Origin of the sequence: Vreelandella titanicae BH1 (assembly GCF_000336575.1) — a bacterium.
Classification (GTDB): domain Bacteria; phylum Pseudomonadota; class Gammaproteobacteria; order Pseudomonadales; family Halomonadaceae; genus Vreelandella; species Vreelandella titanicae.
Genome location: NZ_AOPO01000023.1, coordinates 24,511 through 39,552 on the forward strand (window position 1 = coordinate 24,511; position 15,042 = coordinate 39,552).

13 protein-coding genes are annotated in these 15,042 nt (G+C 49.3%); 8 read left to right on the top strand and 5 right to left on the bottom strand.

Annotated features, from left to right (window positions below; genetic code table 11):
* Nucleotides 1–5 precede the first annotated feature (5 nt).
* The gene (gene merP, locus HALTITAN_RS25155; RefSeq protein WP_004178136.1) at nucleotides 6–281 is read right to left on the bottom strand and encodes a mercury resistance system periplasmic binding protein MerP; all 276 of its coding nucleotides are present in this window, start codon (nucleotides 279–281) and stop codon (nucleotides 6–8) included.
* A 13-nt stretch (nucleotides 282–294) separates the two neighbouring features.
* Nucleotides 295–645: a mercuric ion transporter MerT gene (merT, locus tag HALTITAN_RS22985; RefSeq protein WP_005798838.1), complete on the bottom strand. Its 351-nt coding sequence runs from the start codon at nucleotides 643–645 to the stop codon at nucleotides 295–297.
* Between the two features lie 71 nt (nucleotides 646–716).
* Here merT and merR point away from each other — a divergent pair, with 71 nt between their 5' ends.
* From merR to HALTITAN_RS23005, 3 genes are all read left to right on the top strand, one after another.
* Entirely contained in the window at nucleotides 717–1,151 is a 435-nt protein-coding gene (merR, locus tag HALTITAN_RS22990; protein ID WP_005798840.1) for a mercury resistance transcriptional regulator MerR, read from the top strand.
* Nucleotides 1,152–1,613: 462 nt separating this feature from the next.
* Nucleotides 1,614–2,450 carry a hypothetical protein gene (locus HALTITAN_RS22995; protein WP_009288531.1) on the top strand — a complete coding sequence of 279 codons (837 nt, stop codon included), beginning with the start codon at nucleotides 1,614–1,616 and terminating at the stop codon, nucleotides 2,448–2,450.
* Between the two features lie 132 nt (nucleotides 2,451–2,582).
* Nucleotides 2,583–3,670, top strand: a protein-coding gene (locus tag HALTITAN_RS23005; protein ID WP_085947170.1) for an IS3 family transposase whose coding sequence is annotated in 2 segments (ribosomal slippage) — nucleotides 2,583–2,835 and nucleotides 2,835–3,670 — 1,089 coding nt in all. Because the reading frame shifts where the segments join, the coding sequence is not laid out codon by codon here.
* Between the two features lie 446 nt (nucleotides 3,671–4,116).
* On the opposite strand, the gene HALTITAN_RS23010 is transcribed toward HALTITAN_RS23005, so the two are convergent.
* Nucleotides 4,117–5,001 (bottom strand): helix-turn-helix transcriptional regulator, encoded by an 885-nt coding sequence (locus HALTITAN_RS23010; RefSeq protein ID WP_009288532.1) that lies wholly within the window; start codon nucleotides 4,999–5,001, stop codon nucleotides 4,117–4,119.
* Nucleotides 5,002–5,297: 296 nt separating this feature from the next.
* Between HALTITAN_RS23010 and HALTITAN_RS25780 the strand changes: the two genes are divergently transcribed.
* Both HALTITAN_RS25780 and HALTITAN_RS23015 read left to right on the top strand, forming a co-directional pair.
* Entirely contained in the window at nucleotides 5,298–5,471 is a 174-nt protein-coding gene (locus tag HALTITAN_RS25780; protein ID WP_169331561.1) for a hypothetical protein, read from the top strand.
* Between the two features lies 1 nt (nucleotide 5,472).
* Nucleotides 5,473–5,808: a YegP family protein gene (locus HALTITAN_RS23015; RefSeq protein ID WP_039860728.1), complete on the top strand. Its 336-nt coding sequence runs from the start codon at nucleotides 5,473–5,475 to the stop codon at nucleotides 5,806–5,808.
* A 663-nt stretch (nucleotides 5,809–6,471) separates the two neighbouring features.
* Here the strand turns inward: HALTITAN_RS23015 and HALTITAN_RS23020 are convergent.
* Both HALTITAN_RS23020 and HALTITAN_RS23025 read right to left on the bottom strand, forming a co-directional pair.
* Complete coding sequence (locus HALTITAN_RS23020; RefSeq protein ID WP_009288533.1) at nucleotides 6,472–11,865, bottom strand: DNA breaking-rejoining enzyme, catalytic core; 5,394 nt, start codon at nucleotides 11,863–11,865, stop codon at nucleotides 6,472–6,474.
* Between the two features lie 319 nt (nucleotides 11,866–12,184).
* A complete protein-coding gene (locus tag HALTITAN_RS23025; protein WP_039860729.1) occupies nucleotides 12,185–12,400 on the bottom strand; it encodes a helix-turn-helix domain-containing protein in 216 nt (71 codons plus the stop codon).
* A 151-nt stretch (nucleotides 12,401–12,551) separates the two neighbouring features.
* Between HALTITAN_RS23025 and HALTITAN_RS23030 the strand changes: the two genes are divergently transcribed.
* Genes HALTITAN_RS23030 through HALTITAN_RS23040 form a run of 3 tightly spaced genes read left to right on the top strand, consistent with a single transcriptional unit; the run spans nucleotide 12,552 to nucleotide 14,962 of the window.
* Nucleotides 12,552–12,791, top strand: a complete 240-nt coding sequence (locus HALTITAN_RS23030; protein WP_027957726.1) for a hypothetical protein — start codon at nucleotides 12,552–12,554, stop codon at nucleotides 12,789–12,791.
* Complete coding sequence (locus tag HALTITAN_RS23035; protein ID WP_039860730.1) at nucleotides 12,784–14,022, top strand: site-specific integrase; 1,239 nt, start codon at nucleotides 12,784–12,786, stop codon at nucleotides 14,020–14,022. The genes HALTITAN_RS23030 and HALTITAN_RS23035 overlap by 8 nt, the downstream gene beginning before the upstream one ends.
* Complete coding sequence (locus HALTITAN_RS23040) at nucleotides 14,009–14,962, top strand: TraI domain-containing protein (protein WP_039860732.1); 954 nt, start codon at nucleotides 14,009–14,011, stop codon at nucleotides 14,960–14,962. Before HALTITAN_RS23035 ends, HALTITAN_RS23040 begins: the two co-directional genes overlap by 14 nt.
* Nucleotides 14,963–15,042: the final 80 nt, after the last annotated feature.

Consider the following 15,042-nt stretch of genomic DNA (forward strand, 5'->3'; position numbering starts at 1 on the left):
ACGGATCAGCGTTTGAGGCTGGACGGATAGCCCGCGTCCTCGGTCGCCTTGGTCAACTTCTGGACGTTGGTCTTGGCATCGTCGAAGGTGACGACGGCCTGGCGCTTGTCGAAACTTACGTCGGTCTTGCTCACGCCCTCAACCTTGGAAAGCGCGTGCTTGACAGTGATCGGGCAAGAGGCGCAGGTCATGCCAGGCACGGACAGCGTGACGGTCTGAGTGGCGGCGAACACGGGGGCAACGAAAGCGGCGAGAGCGAGGGAGGCAAACAGCTTTTTCATGATGAACTCCTGATTAGTAGAAAAATGGCATGACGTAGGGAAAACCAAGCGCGACCAAGACCAACACGGCGACGAACCAGAAAATGAGCTTGTAGGTGGTGCGCACTTGCGGAATCGCGCACACCTCGCCCGGCTTGCAGGCTGCGGTCGGTCGGACGATGCGCCGCCAGGCAAAGAACAGTGCAACCAGCGCCGCGCCGATGAAGATCGGCCGATACGGCTCCAATACCGTCAGGTTGCCGATCCAAGCGCCGCTGAACCCCAAGGTGACCAGAACCAGCGGCCCCAGGCAGCAGGCCGAGGCGAGGATGGCAGCCAGCCCGCCGGCGAAGAGCGCCCCGCGCCCGTTTTGTGGTTCAGACATGCGCGTGTCCTTTCGAATTTAAATTGGATAGCGTAACCTTACTTCCGTAGTCATGTACGGAGTCAAGCAATATGGAAAACAATTTGGAAAATCTGACCATCGGCGTTTTCGCCAAGGCGGCCGGGGTCAACGTAGAGACCATCCGGTTCTATCAGCGCAAGGGCTTGTTGCCGGAGCCGGACAAGCCTTACGGCAGCATCCGCCGCTATGGCGAGGCGGATGTAACGCGGGTGCGGTTCGTGAAATCAGCCCAGCGGCTGGGCTTCAGTCTGGATGAAATAGCCGAACTGCTGCGGCTGGAGGATGGCACCCATTGCGAGGAAGCCAGTAGTCTGGCCGAGCACAAGCTCAAGGACGTGCGCGAAAAAATGACTGACTTGGCGCGTATGGAGTCGGTGCTTTCCGAACTTGTGTGTGCCTGCCACCTGCGGCAGGGGAATGTTTCTTGCCCGCTGATTGCTTCACTGCAAGGGAAGAAAGAACCGCGCAGTACCGACGCGGTGTAGCCAAGGGAACTACGCCTAAGCGTGCTTTATTTTCCGTTTTCTGAGGTGACGTCAACCGTCAGAAAAAACCGTGCGGCCGACTTTTGATAATTCGTGCTATCGCCTTCTGAAAATGACAACTACACCGAAATTCAGGTAATCAATTGCTGTTTCGTTGTCATGCCACATGCTGAAAATCCGCTTCCCAAGGTGCAAAGTAGGCAAAAATTTCTGCCACCAAGGGATCAAACGTAACCGGAGAGGCTGCTAATTTCCATTAAAAATTCTTAGGAAATTCCAGCATAAGTGCGGATGGCTCTTCTTGCCTATATTCAAATCCCGGCCATCAGTAAGAAAACGGGGCCTAACAATAATTTAGCCATGGAAATACCATTACAAATAGCAGATGTTCGTATATTTAAGCAGCCCAAGGGCTTGATAATTTAAACAACTGTATGCATAACCAAGCTCAAAGGAGACGACGTGTCGCAGTTAAAAGAAAATCAGGTAATTATCCTTGCTGCGAACTCCGCCGCCATTAAAAGCGTGCATGAGAATTACTTTGAGTACGATGAGGTCAAAATTAGCAATCCTGCGATAAAGAAAATTGTCAGCTATGTCGCCTCAACCATCAATAACGAAATCGAAGCCACCTATGGCGTTATCATTGATTACGAATATGTCATCTTTGGCACAGGCCACACGCCAGAGAAAGCAGGCGTAGTATTTTTCCTTGCATCGTCTCAGGATAGCGAAAAGACGTTAGAAATAGTTCACAAGGCCCGCTCGCTAGCCATCCACATTGTACAAAAGCTGCTTCCAGCCGGTGATCTCTTTCAGGCGCAGCAACCTGTGACCTGGCTAGATAAGCAAAAAATTGAGGCATTAGATGAGCGACAAGAGCTATTTTTAACTAAGTGGGGAAGTTCGAAGATCCCAGATGGATTTAGCCTGCTCGACACCCCCGAGAGTGAACCTCTGCTTTGTGTTGACAGTGAATTTATAACCCCTGAAAAACGAGCGACAACATCCAGCCCTATCCACGGCGCTGGACTAGCTGATGGGTTTTCATACAGCAGAAATGAAATATACATTTTGACAATTCAGGAAAGCCTACAAAAAACCGGTGACATCAGGAAATTTAAAGCTGCCCATCCTGACCTTCTTAAAATTATTAGCCAAGCTTCTTTTGAAAATTTGCCTGTACGATTCACAGCAACGAAAACGACGGACACCACAAGTCAAAAATCGACGTATACGATCGATTCTTTAGTGATAGATAAAGCTCTCTTAGACACCGAAGGATTTGAGCTTACCTAGTAGCCAAGCGATGCGGACACACTAATATACAACAATGTCTTAGAGCCAAATTAAGAATGGCGGTAATCCCCCCGAAAAACCAGGGTGCTCAAAAGTAGAATTTTCCGTAAGCTAAACGCAGGGAGATTCTGCATGAAAAAATCACGTTTTTCTGACAGCCAAATACTGTCAATTCTCAAGCAAGCCGAAGGCGGCGCTCCGGTTCCAGAGCTGTGTCGTGAGCATGGCATGAGCAGTGCGACTTTCTACAAGTGGCGAGCTAAATTCGGCGGCATGGATGCGTCCATGATGGCCCGGCTGAAAGAGCTAGAGGATGAAAACCGACGGCTCAAGAAGATGTACGCTGAGGAACGTTTGAAAGCGGACATCCTCAAGGAAGCCATCGAAAAAAAGTGGTGAAGCCGTCTCGACGCCGTGAGATGGCGCAGAAAGCCGTCAATGAGAAGCGCATCAGCATTCGACTGGCTTGCTGGATGTTCAGCATCAGCGAGACCTGCTATCGCTACCGGGCCAAGCTCAGCAGCGAGAATACCGAGATCGCCGACTGGCTAATCCGGTTGACCCATAACCAGCGCAATTGGGGCTTCGGCCTGTGCTTTTTGCACCTGAGAAACGTCAAAGGGTTTGGCTGGAATCACAAACGGGTTTACCGAATTTATCGGGAGCTGGAACTGAACCTGCGGATAAAACCCAAGAAACGCCTGGTTCGTGAAAAGCCGGAGCCATTGGCCGTGCCGGAAATGATCAATGACAGTTGGTCGATGGACTTCATGCACGACCAGCTCAACGATGGTCGCAGATACCGGCTGCTGAATGTGATTGATGACTTCAACCGCGAAGGCCTTGGCATCGAAGTAGACTTCTCGCTTCCGACAGAGCGTGTTATACGGTCACTGGAGCAGATCATTGAGTGGCGGGGCAAACCGCGCTCTATTCGCTGTGACAATGGCCCTGAATACATCAGCGGCAAGCTGGCGAACTGGGCGGAAAACCAAGGCATTGTGTTGGCGTTTATCCAGCCCGGCAAGCCCCAGCAGAATGCCTATATCGAACGCTACAACCGCACGGTGCGTTACGATTGGCTGGCCCAGTATCTGTTCGACAGCACCGAAGAAGTCCAAGGTTATGCTACTCGCTGGCTCTGGCACTACAATCACGAACGACCCAATATGGGACTCGGAGGAATCACTCCTCAACAGAAGTTGGCCATGATGGCCTGAGGCCTACTTTTGAAGCCCTCTAAAAATGGTGGGATTACCTGGCCACTCCAGTGTATGCTGGCCTAAATGGCTGTAGCTTTTTTGAGAAAGTTAGGAAAGGTAACCTCTCCGCAGGATTTCATCATTACGGTATTCCTAAAACGAACTCGCTTGTGTGGCCAGAACGTGACAATGCAGCCCTAGCGTCCTACTTTGCTAAATAACCCTCCACGCTAGAATATGTTAGAAGCCTGGGATATGATCATTTTCCCCAACCCCAGTTGGTAAAATTTATTGCTACTGAGGATAAATGCTGTCCGCATAGACCCACCAAGAACACCCGATAGATATTCGCGACGTCAATCATTCCTGGGGGGCAACCGAACCCAATATAGTGATCAAAGGCATTACTCATCCCCCTACACCCAAGGTTGAGGAGGCCAAAATAATACTAGAGTTACCCTCGTCTAATCCAAGCTGGGTGCTAACTGGAGGCTGTCAATCTTCATTTCCTCAAGGTCTTCAGCATTCTTTAAGTGAAGCAGAATATGACGTCCTTTTAAGTCAGCCCCTGCTGTCGAGTCAATATTCCAGCTATTGAGAAGGTAGCCTACTTGAGCTTTTCGTACCTTTTTAATAAGAACAGCACTTTTCATACCAAATTCTTTTTCCACTGCCGCTTGGCTATTCTCTGTTAGGCGTGGATGAGGTTGGATAACTAGCTCTACCTCTTCAACCCAATCAGTATCCTCATTAATAACCTCGTGCTCCTTGAACCCTTCTTTGTAGAGCAGGTCAGTAGAAAGCACTCGGTTAAGTACGAAATCCGAGAATTTTTGCCTTTTCCTATCATAAGCTCGGACGTGCCATCTCAATCCATTATTCATTAATGAATGTGGGCAGATGATGCGAGTCGAGGATCCGCTCGATGTCGAAACATACGCGATCTCAACTGGCCTAGCCAACGAAATGGCCCGTGAGAACGTGGCCGTAATATCCAGCTCGGGCTCTTCAAGGGCGATATAGTGAGCGTAACGGAAGTCCTCACGACCATCCATAACATCACCGAAACCACTCGTGAGTGTAGATAAACACTTCTCCGCAGATAGAGGCAGCAAGCACCTAAATTTACTTGACGCTACGTAATGCTTCTGCCTTGGGTCATACACTATGTTATCTGGAGCTGCCTCGATGTAGGCGCTTAAGTCTCGGGTGGCTGCCGCTGAGCTCACACCAAACCTAGACATAATGTCTTTGCGAGTGATCTTTCCCGTGAAGTAAATAAGAAACTCAATATGAGCTAATCTTTCCAGCTGTTGGTGAGAGACCCCTTCGAATGGCGCTCCTCTCATATCTCCTCTCCCTAGTGTGCGTATACCCGAGCGGACGTCCTTCCTTTTGCCCTAGCCAAATATAGAATGAGGTGAGTCTATGCGCAAACCAAATTGACACCCACAATCATATTGACGATAGACATCATTTTGATTACCATTAATCTCGTGCACTAAAAAACCCGAACAACGATGTGCTGATCGGGTTAATTAGCGCACCTAGCCTGCCATTGGCAGTAGATAGCGGCTTTGATCGGCGAGCATTCTACTGCTTTATGGCGAATTTGTAAACGAGTGGTAAAAAGAGGTAAGTAGTCATGGCAGTCAATCGTCCATATGGCGACAACAAGCGAGTTGGTGCAGTGCGCCAACGATCTCAAACGCAAATGAGCAATGGCAAATGGGTGAAGCGCAATGCAGAGACAGGACGCTTCATGGATGTGAAAGCTGATGCCCGTCCGTTTAAAGGCGTTCGAAAGGAGGCCCGTTAATATGTCTGCTAAGTACGAAATTTTCCGTAGCGTTCACAACTCACAGTACTATTTCCGCCTGAAAGCGGGAAACGGCGAAATCATTCTGCAAAGCGAAGGCTACCAAAGCAAAGCTGGTGCCCAGAACGGTGTTGGGTCAGTTCGGCAGAATAGCCCGTATGATCACCTTTATGACCGAAAAACATCGACTAACGGAAACCCTTATTTTGTTCTCAATGCTACTAATGGACAAATTATCGGGACAAGCCAGATGTACTCTTCGACGAGTGCAAGAGATGCAGGGATCTCGTCTGTTAAAGCAAACGGTCCCACAGCGCCAACAGTAGACCTTACCTAGAACGTCCCAACTGGTAAGTGCTTGTTGATACCGCCTTGCTCATCAGGCGGTATTTTTATATGTGCTTCACTAGCCCTTTTAATGCGGGTTCGCTTAAATCGGTAACACCTGGTTCCACTATTAGGCTAAAAAACCAGTGTACTCACCATCAATGAGGCTGGTCAGGAGTGTTTGAACGAAATGGCGCAAGTACGTGCAGGGTAAACTTAAGGGTTCGTTCTAGATGCAGATCAATGCCTAGCAAGGGCACTACTAGGGACTGATGAGACAGCTGAGGTTTTGCGTTATAGGGAATGCTGCATAACCGCAGTCATGCCAGTTCGCAATTATGCAGATTTGTTTAAGTATCGTATCTATGACGCACTAACGATAAATGAAAGCCACAGACCGCAAAAATAGATCCAGAAAATATAAGATCTGATTGTCACTCATCATCCTGACAGGAGGTAACTCACCTCCAGCTCCTCGTATGTTCGTACCAATCGGCTCTATTGAGCAGTGCGTCAATGCTGACTTAATCGGCGTGTAGCCGCCGCATGATTAAAAGCAACCTAAACACAGAGCCTGGGTCGAGTTTTGCGTCCACTCAAGATACCCAAAACAAAAAATCCTCAATGTGAACAGCGCCGACTGGCTTCGATAAAAGGGGGCAGTGAATCACTGTCAACTATCCAGTACAGGATAAGATAGTGCACCGAAAAGACCACATGCTAGAACCACAACGGCGAGTTCGTGACTATTGCGTACAACACCAACCGGAGACCTGTTGAGGCGAAGGGCGGCGTATTGCTGACGACGGTCCAATACGCCCGCCACCACAATGGGAAACGGATCGAGTTGGAAGCCGCTGGCGGCATCTTCTTGACATAATCCGTTTTCTTTCAACGCATTACTAAGCTCGACTGGCATATTTCTAGATGCAACTTGCATGTCCTCCTTGAGCACACCAAAAAGAGCCAACGCCTTCATAAAAAACCTCACATGTTGTTCGTGGCTCATTAATAGCTGACGGTTCTTACTAATCAAAAATGGCAATTCACATAAGCTTACCCCATTATTTTTACCAACTAATTCGCTTTCCTCCACTTTCTCGATATGTTCAAAAAATCGACGCCATGATTTTTCGCCGAGGCTTCTTAATAAAATATAGGGATAGCTTTCTCCGTTCACCCAACTATCACTGTTATTTTTAAGCTTGAACCGCATATGTGACTCGGCTTGGCGAGCGACTGTTGCAATCGCCTCAACGTCTTCTGGCCGGATATTCACGTGCCGTCCTGCACGTTCGTAGCTCATCCCCAGCCCTACAAACCGCAGCACTTTCCACAGTGCTATAAAGCTTAGCTCTGCATAACATACAGTGACATCGACTTGTTCAAGCGCAGGGGCTTTGGAGCGCAACAAAGTGTCAGTGTGAAGAACACCAACAATTCTTCTTGCCCGCTTATGGTGTACGGGCGTTAGTTGATCTGCCCAGTCGAATAAGCAGTGACTGTAGTTTAACGATCCAATCCGCGGGTGTCGGTGTCCCATCAACCTCGCCATTGCCATGCCACTCCGACGAGACACTGTGTGATTAGCGCCCAATACTTGTTGGCGTATTGCCCGTGTATCGGCGTCACCCGTGACTGACTGAGTTAGCTCTGAATGCATACCGAATAAACAAGGCGCAATCGTATTATAAAATGCGTGCCGACAGTGATGCAGTGTTAACCCGCCACTCGATGTCCCTTGGCGAAGCAACTGAATTAAAACCGGACTGATTTGCAGCGCCCAAGAGATCAGCCGTGCCTGGCTCTCGTAAATCTCACACAAGATAGGCCGTTTCGTGTCATTACCGGCCAATGACGTGAAACGGCTGAACACCTGCTGAATGATGTTTTCCTCCGTTGCATCCAGTGCAAAAAGCAAAGGTACTACGCGACGGCTCGCCAGACTTTTCAGCTTACGCTGGGCATTATCGCGTACCAGTACCCAACGGGAGCCTTGATACTCACACCAATCACTTCGTTGCAGCCCGATCGCTTCTTGCGCTCGTAAACCAAAGCGAAAAGTGAGTAACAGCACGAAGCCTAGTAGCAGATATTTTTCATCGCTATGGTATTTCCATTTCGCGAGTAGCGCGGACTGACACGTAAGGTACTCGCTTTGTACCAGCATACCGGGGCGCACACTGCGACGGTCATCCTCGATGAACAACTCCTGCCAGTCGGGACTTGCCACCCCTAACGTTTCGGCCCAGGAATGAAAATCGCGCAGCCGATGGCTAAAGTATGTTGCATCCTGTGATGCCAACTCGACAAACGTCAGCATTTTCGCATAAAGCGCCGTCACCGCCTCTTCGTCATAATCGACTAGATTTGTTTGGTAGCCAAACTCAGCAAATGCCGTCTTCAATGATGAGAAATAGCGCGTTAAAGAGCTTTTTGCATAGTCGTTTTGCTTTCCGATTTTGCCCCGCCGCATGAGAAAGCTAATCCAACGAACTAACAGTATGATGCAAGCTCCCACCTGCCCTTCGTATCCATTAGATAACTTGTCGAGCTGTGACGCTGCCCGACGCGATTGCCGTTTCGTATACTCATTAAGAACGTCTTGCACCTTGGTATAAAGCCGATTCGTATTTTCTTGCTGCTCAATTTTACTGATATCCCGCCAGCCAGGCATCACAGTAGTCGACACATTCAGCTCGCTGTCGTGCGTGCTATGGTTAGAAGGAAACACCAACCTAACGCCTTCACGAATGCGTAATTCATCGACTAACGGCAGGCTTGTTGAGGGGACACGTCCCGCTAATGCACCTGAAACCAAACCGGGAAGTGTCAGCAAATTGGCTTGGCTAATCAGTTCACCCAGTGTGGCCAATACGGTTTGTATACTTTTGTCCTGTATACTTGGCAGGCATGCTCTCAAAGCCTCTGGGGGATAGATAATATTGGCTGAAAGCTGGACTTGGCTGAGATCGACCTCTTTTTGAATGCCTTGCCCCGCCGCTAACAAGGACGCGGTTTTATAACTAATCCGATGCCGCTGAACGGGGGCAAGGTGGTTTGTGACGTCAAGGCTTTCACTATACTCAAGCAAATAGACTTGCCGATGCTGAATGAGCCGATAGTTTCGCCCTCGTGCCACATCGAGCAACATGCGTTGATAGCTAATGCGTTTTTCCAGACACAACAATAGCGCACCGACACTCAGAGCACCCAGTTTGGAAAACTGTGCTTTTAGTCCTTTTTTGCGAAGACCCTCAGCCCACTGCTCCAAGCTAGGTAATAACGAAACAGCCTTAACTGCTTGTGTCGTTACGAGTGATTTCTCTGCTGAGGCCTCAGCGACGCGCTTGTTTATCGCATACTGGTATTGGCTGCCTTCGACCTCCAACCGCCGCAACAAAACTGACAATCGGAGCGACGCATATGGGTGTATGACGGAGTTATTGCGATGCAGCATCCGCTGGACCAGCGTATCAACATCTGCTTGTTGAATATCCGATATCGCCCTTCGCCCTAAGTAACTACAAATGTCCGCATCGGCCTTTTCGTGCTCCCGCTGAATAGTTTGGCGGCGTTCTTTTTCGCGTAGGCGTTGCCCAAAGAGCCGTGCCTGTGGTGCCTTTTGATTTTCCTCGACACTATTACCCCCTATGTTTGCCAATGACGGGCATATAGAAGACGCAGAGGGAATTGAGAATTCCAGATCATCAAAGGCAGCATCGACGGCGCTAACATAGTCGTTAACATCATCACGCCAGCAGCGCGGCGAGAAATCCCCATAGGTCGCCACACTTCGCTCCGCGTGCCCCATCCAGCCGTCGACTATCTCTGCGGGTACGCCTAAATAGCGTAATTGTTGAGCATATCGATGGCGGAATACATTGCTTGGCAAGGGCCATTGAAATAAGGGCACACTGGGTAAATCCACGGTCGACATGGAATGCCACACTAGGCTCTCATCTAGTAAGAAGAAAAACGGAAGGGCAGATGTGCCTTCACCTGTCAGTGCTTTGTGTATTTCATCCGCTAGCGCAGTATTGACATTAACTAGCGCCGTTGCCAGTGACTGCAAATGATTGATATAGCACTGCACGAGTTCGACGGCCCGAGTGGGCAATGGCACCACCCGACTACTTCGACGTCCCTGGTCCATTTTATCGTTCAGATATAAGCAGCGTGCTGAGAGATTAAAATGCTGCAGTGACTCAAAGGGATCTTTGAGATATCGACCCCCCGAAGCAGCATAGAGCCCCATCACACAGTATTGGGCTAGTGCATTATGGTAGTGAATGAGTCCTGCTTCTGCGCTCGCTTCGACTGTAGCCCTCGCCTGTACTATCTCTTGACGCAACAAGGACGCTATCGGCGAAAGGCGACTACCAATGAGATTGACACTGGGCGGAAAAGGTCTTGATGCGATCAGCGGCAGAGCCAGCCCTTTTTCAATCGCGGTGATATCCCATGTTGCATAGCTAGACGCACCGGGCAGCCCCGCATTGGGGTGAGCAGTTAACAGTCGTGCCAAATGTGGATCTTGCGTTCTATCAAATACAACCTGTCCCCAAACATGCGCCAGCTTAGCGCTCGTTACGCGGGGAAAATGTAATTGTGCCTGCTGATAAAACCAACGCTCCAGCGGTAGAGTGTCGTCCCATAGGTCGCCTAGCGTGGTCAGAGAAGTTTTTAACTGACTAGCTCTTTGCTGGAGAATATTGGTTATTTGGACAGGCAGCTCAATGGCAAGCACTTCTTCTAACGGGCGGATATACTCAAGTGCCTTAACACTGCCTTGCCAAGCATTCGCCCGCCGCGGAGATTTCCTCACGATGGAGGAAAAATCTTGTGTCAACGTCCACTCATCACCGTAGGCCTCATCAATCCGAAATAACGCAGTAAAGTGAAGGGAGCGCGAAAACCGGACTGACAGCCAAACCATCACCGCACCGAGCTGATTGGCTGGGTCAGAGGAGAAAAGTTCCTGATCTATCCAGCCCAGCAAAATCGCTTTCTCTGGCGGTAAAAGCTTTTCCCAACTCCATGGCAAAAAATGCGATTCTTCTGCTGTTTGCACAAAATAGCTGCGGCTCGCCAATCGTTGCTCAGCGTTACTATCTGAAGGATCTACCGTCGCAACATAAGTGCCTTCGTCTTCCTCTGGATCAAGATCCGCTCCCACCTCGTGTCGATAGGCATAAAACTGATATTCGGTACCTTCGCCCTCTTCATCAACGTGCTGGACCACGGCAACGGCAGGCTGCACGAATCGATCAATGCGTAATAGCGGGGCCGTAACCTCATTATTAATGGGAGCAACTTCATCACGCGCAATATGAGAAATCGAATTAAAAAAACGACTAGCAGCTCTGTCGCCTGAATAATCTAGACGTATCTCTTCGGCAGCAAAATTGAACGCGTCGTTAACACGCTCTAGAGTAGGCTCGCGCTCTCCAACATAAGTACGGCATCGACGTAATAGCGTGTCTAGCATCTGCCATTTTTCGTCGTAAGGCCCGAGCGTAATAAACCGAGCAGCATTGCTAATATTGCGATCCGCAATACATTTTTGATGAGCAACCCGGCGCGACGCATGTACGACGAGCCATAAGCGCAGTAGGCGGCGCCAAAACAAAAGCTCTTCGTTACTTGCTGGAGCCTGCGGATTAGTGATCATGGTGATTAGGAAGGTTTTATTTTTAACGCCTCCTTCTTGAAACTGACGCTTATTTTGTTCTACATCACCAGCATGTGCCTCTACTGGGTACTCTCGGGAGATGAGGTGGGAATCCTTAAAACTACCGACAAACCGTTGCAGCTCATCGACAACCGGATCACCTGCCCAAGCAGAAAGAATCATGACAGATTCAGGGTGAGAGCATTCTCTTACAAAATTGGCAATCGCATCGTTGCGAGGGCTTAGCCCCTGGGCGTGATAAATGACCTGGAGAATATCGAGTAAACCTTCATCATGCGCCCACGTAACTAGTTTGCGATACCGCTTCCCGAGACTTACGGTCACTGCTTCCAATTGATGGCTGTGACAATCTCCTACGTTTTCTTGTGTCATTAATATCCCTTAGATCCAGAAGCGTCACTTGCCAAAAACCGCTCTATCATAAGGTTTAAAGACATTTTTAACCATTTAAGGACAAAATAAATGTCTTTATATCATCAGTCTCATAACCGTCATCGGTTCAAATCCGGTCCCCGCTACCAATATTTTGAAAGGCAGATCAGTTACTTACTGATCTGCCTTTTTTGTTTCTGTTCGTCTGCAAACTTCCTGTGACACATCTGTGACGTATATGTGACACATTCGCTCCGTTGCTTGCGTCAGTAATTTATTCTTACGACCTTCAGTCAACGACTGGCAGTATTAATCACCTCTAATTTTTCTCATGATTTTTTTGAATTTCTAGCAAATCACCCACCTCACAACTGAAAAGCTTGCATAGCTTATCCAATGCATCCAGCTCGATTCGCTGAGCAGTTTCTTTATAAAGAAGCGTAACAGTATTGCGGTTAAGTCCTGTTTCACGCGCAACATCTACGATCTTCATTTTGTGCTCACCCATCAAGCGCGCGAGATGACAACGAACCATCAAAACCTCCTGTAAATGCTTTTTGTCATCCTGAATGGCAAAAAACGCTTGCAAATGGTTTTTTGCTGTCTAAAATGTCATTTAGGATGACATTCTGATATTTTGAATGTCTTTTAGTCACGCAGAATACCACTCCTTTTGGAGGTTTTCGATGGAATCATCCTATACCTATCTCACGACCGAAGAGCTTGCCCAGCGCATAAAGTACGACTGTCGTACTATCCGACAGCAGCTAAAAGACAGCGTCCTTATCGAGGGCACCCACTACATCAAGCCATTTGGCCGACGGAAAATTTTGTTCTTGTGGGAAGCCGTTGAAAAAGAAATGCTTAAAGCAGCTCATGGCACTATTTCCATTCCGATGGCAAATGGAGGCTATAGCCATGGGTAAGGTTCGCCAACGAAAAGAGACGGGTAAGCTCTATCTGGATTTTTTCTACCAAGGCCTGCGGTTACGTGAGCAAACTGCACTGAAAGACACACCTACTAACAGAAAAAAGGTGGAGCAATTACTGGCAAAGGTAGAAGCCAAAATATTGCTAGATGACCTCGACTACGCTGAGTTCTTTCCAGGCAGCAAAAATTTAAAAAAACTGGCATCCACGGAGACCACTCAGGCCTCTTCAAAGACCACACTTATAACTGGAGACGCGTCGCAGCAGATTAATACACCAATCTTCAACAACTTTTCTGACCAGTGGTTTGAAGAGAGCAAGATCCAGTGGCGCGCCTCTCATGTACGCAATGTGAACTCGATCTTGGATAGCTCACTTAAACCTGCGTTCGGTAAAAAGCCCATGGGTGAAATTACGAAGGCCGACATCTTGGCGTTTCGCGCTAAGCTGGCTAAACGTAAGGGGCGCGGCGCAACGGGGCTGGTATCCCCCAAAACCATCAACAGTCACATGACCATCCTGCGCATGGTGCTTGATGAGGCAGCCGAGCGGTTCGACTTCGAGACGCCGTACAAAAATATCAAACCGTTAAAGCTTCAAAAGACTCACATCGAGCCCTTCTCGCTGCAAGAGGTCCACCGCATCATCGATAACGTGCGCTCCGACTATCGCAACTACTACACGGTGCGTTTCTTTACAGGCATGCGCACTGGCGAAGTGGATGGGCTGAAGTGGAAGAACGTGGATTTTGCCAAACGAGAAATCTTGGTGCGTGAAACGTTAATCAACGGAGAGACCGAATACACCAAAACCGATGGCTCACAGCGTGAAATCCCCATGTTTGGCCAAGTATACGACGCGTTGAAAACACAGTACGCCGCTACGGGGCATAAAAGCGCGTATGTGTTCTGCAATCAAATGGGGCAGGCGCTTGATCACAACAATGTGACTAAACGTGTGTGGTACCCCCTACTGAGGTCGCTTGGGCTTACCAAACGGCGCCCCTACCAAACACGCCACACCGCCGCGACGCTGTTTCTAGCCTCGGGTGAGAACCCAGAGTGGGTGGCACGAATATTAGGCCACAGCTCCACCGAGATGCTGTTTAAGGTCTATTCGCGCTACGTCCCTAACGCTACTCGCATGGATGGCTCCGCCTTTGAGCGCCTGCTCGGCAATACCTCATCAGCTAAAGCTCAAAAGGAGCGCAGCCATGAAACTGTCTAATCACTATTCTCGTCAACTGATGCGCTCATTCACGGGGACTTATCGCCTAACTGGTCGTGTTGTGGTGTTTGATGATGCGAAAACGCCATTCTTGAAACTTCGCCTCAGCGACAGCAAAGGGGATCACGTTGCGATGCTTAACTTGGAGAAAACACCAGTACCGGAGCGTATTGGTCATCTGGAACATGTCACCGCTACCGGGGTGAAGTGTTTGTCAGGCCAGTTTTTGCTTAATGCATTTCGTAAGGCAAACCCAGAAGAGGTTGATGCACTCGCCACGCTACAGTCGCTACCCCGTATTTACTGCCCCGTACCCGAGGCGTTTGATCGACTCGTTGCCACCGCACAATCGCTAACGTCTCAACACCTGCGCACCTTTTTGACACGAGTACTGGAGCGTCAAGAGCGGCTGGAAGCCTTTCTAAATGCACCGGGTAGCCGTAACTATCACCACGCCTACCCAGGCGGTTTGCTGCAACATTCGTTGGAGGTTGCCAATCATTCCGTGGCGATGCTGCGCCTTAACGAGCCGGCCATGCCTCGTCTCATGCAGGAAGCCTGTTTCGTGGGCGGACTATTGCACGATATTGGCAAGACATACACCTACGATTCCAAAGGCAAGCCTAACGCCGCCTGGAAGCTTTGTAGTCATGACGTGTTTACCCTTGAGGCTTGTGCGTACGGGCTTGCCTACTTGGATGCACATGAGCCCGATATAGCGATGACCCTGCGCCATGTGTGGACGTGTGCTTCTCCTGGGGCACGTTATGGCCAACCTGCGGCGATGACGCTGGCCCGCTATATCCGTGACGCCGATGGACAGAGTGCGATGGCGGATAACCAACAACGCGCTTTTCGCCGTCAATCGAGCAAGGGGTTTGGCCGACTCGGACAGAATCTATTTTGGCAGCCTCAACTACCTGCCGCGGCATCCCACTGATGCAGTCTTCTACTTTTCGCCCTGAGCCGTCAGCTTTTTGAGTGACGGTTTTACCAGAATTACAGGAAAATATTGCCTGA

Coding starts and splice junctions, on each gene's coding strand:
- merP (WP_004178136.1), bottom strand. CDS start 281: ATGAAAAAGCTGTTTGCCTCCCTCGCTCTCGCCGCTTTCGTTGCCCCC.
- merT (WP_005798838.1), bottom strand. CDS start 645: ATGTCTGAACCACAAAACGGGCGCGGGGCGCTCTTCGCCGGCGGGCTG.
- merR (WP_005798840.1), top strand. CDS start 717: ATGGAAAACAATTTGGAAAATCTGACCATCGGCGTTTTCGCCAAGGCG.
- HALTITAN_RS23010 (WP_009288532.1), bottom strand. CDS start 5,001: ATGAGAGGAGCGCCATTCGAAGGGGTCTCTCACCAACAGCTGGAAAGA.
- HALTITAN_RS25780 (WP_169331561.1), top strand. CDS start 5,298: ATGGCAGTCAATCGTCCATATGGCGACAACAAGCGAGTTGGTGCAGTG.
- HALTITAN_RS23015 (WP_039860728.1), top strand. CDS start 5,473: ATGTCTGCTAAGTACGAAATTTTCCGTAGCGTTCACAACTCACAGTAC.
- HALTITAN_RS23020 (WP_009288533.1), bottom strand. CDS start 11,865: ATGACACAAGAAAACGTAGGAGATTGTCACAGCCATCAATTGGAAGCA.
- HALTITAN_RS23025 (WP_039860729.1), bottom strand. CDS start 12,400: ATGGTTCGTTGTCATCTCGCGCGCTTGATGGGTGAGCACAAAATGAAG.
- HALTITAN_RS23030 (WP_027957726.1), top strand. CDS start 12,552: ATGGAATCATCCTATACCTATCTCACGACCGAAGAGCTTGCCCAGCGC.
- HALTITAN_RS23035 (WP_039860730.1), top strand. CDS start 12,784: ATGGGTAAGGTTCGCCAACGAAAAGAGACGGGTAAGCTCTATCTGGAT.
- HALTITAN_RS23040 (WP_039860732.1), top strand. CDS start 14,009: ATGAAACTGTCTAATCACTATTCTCGTCAACTGATGCGCTCATTCACG.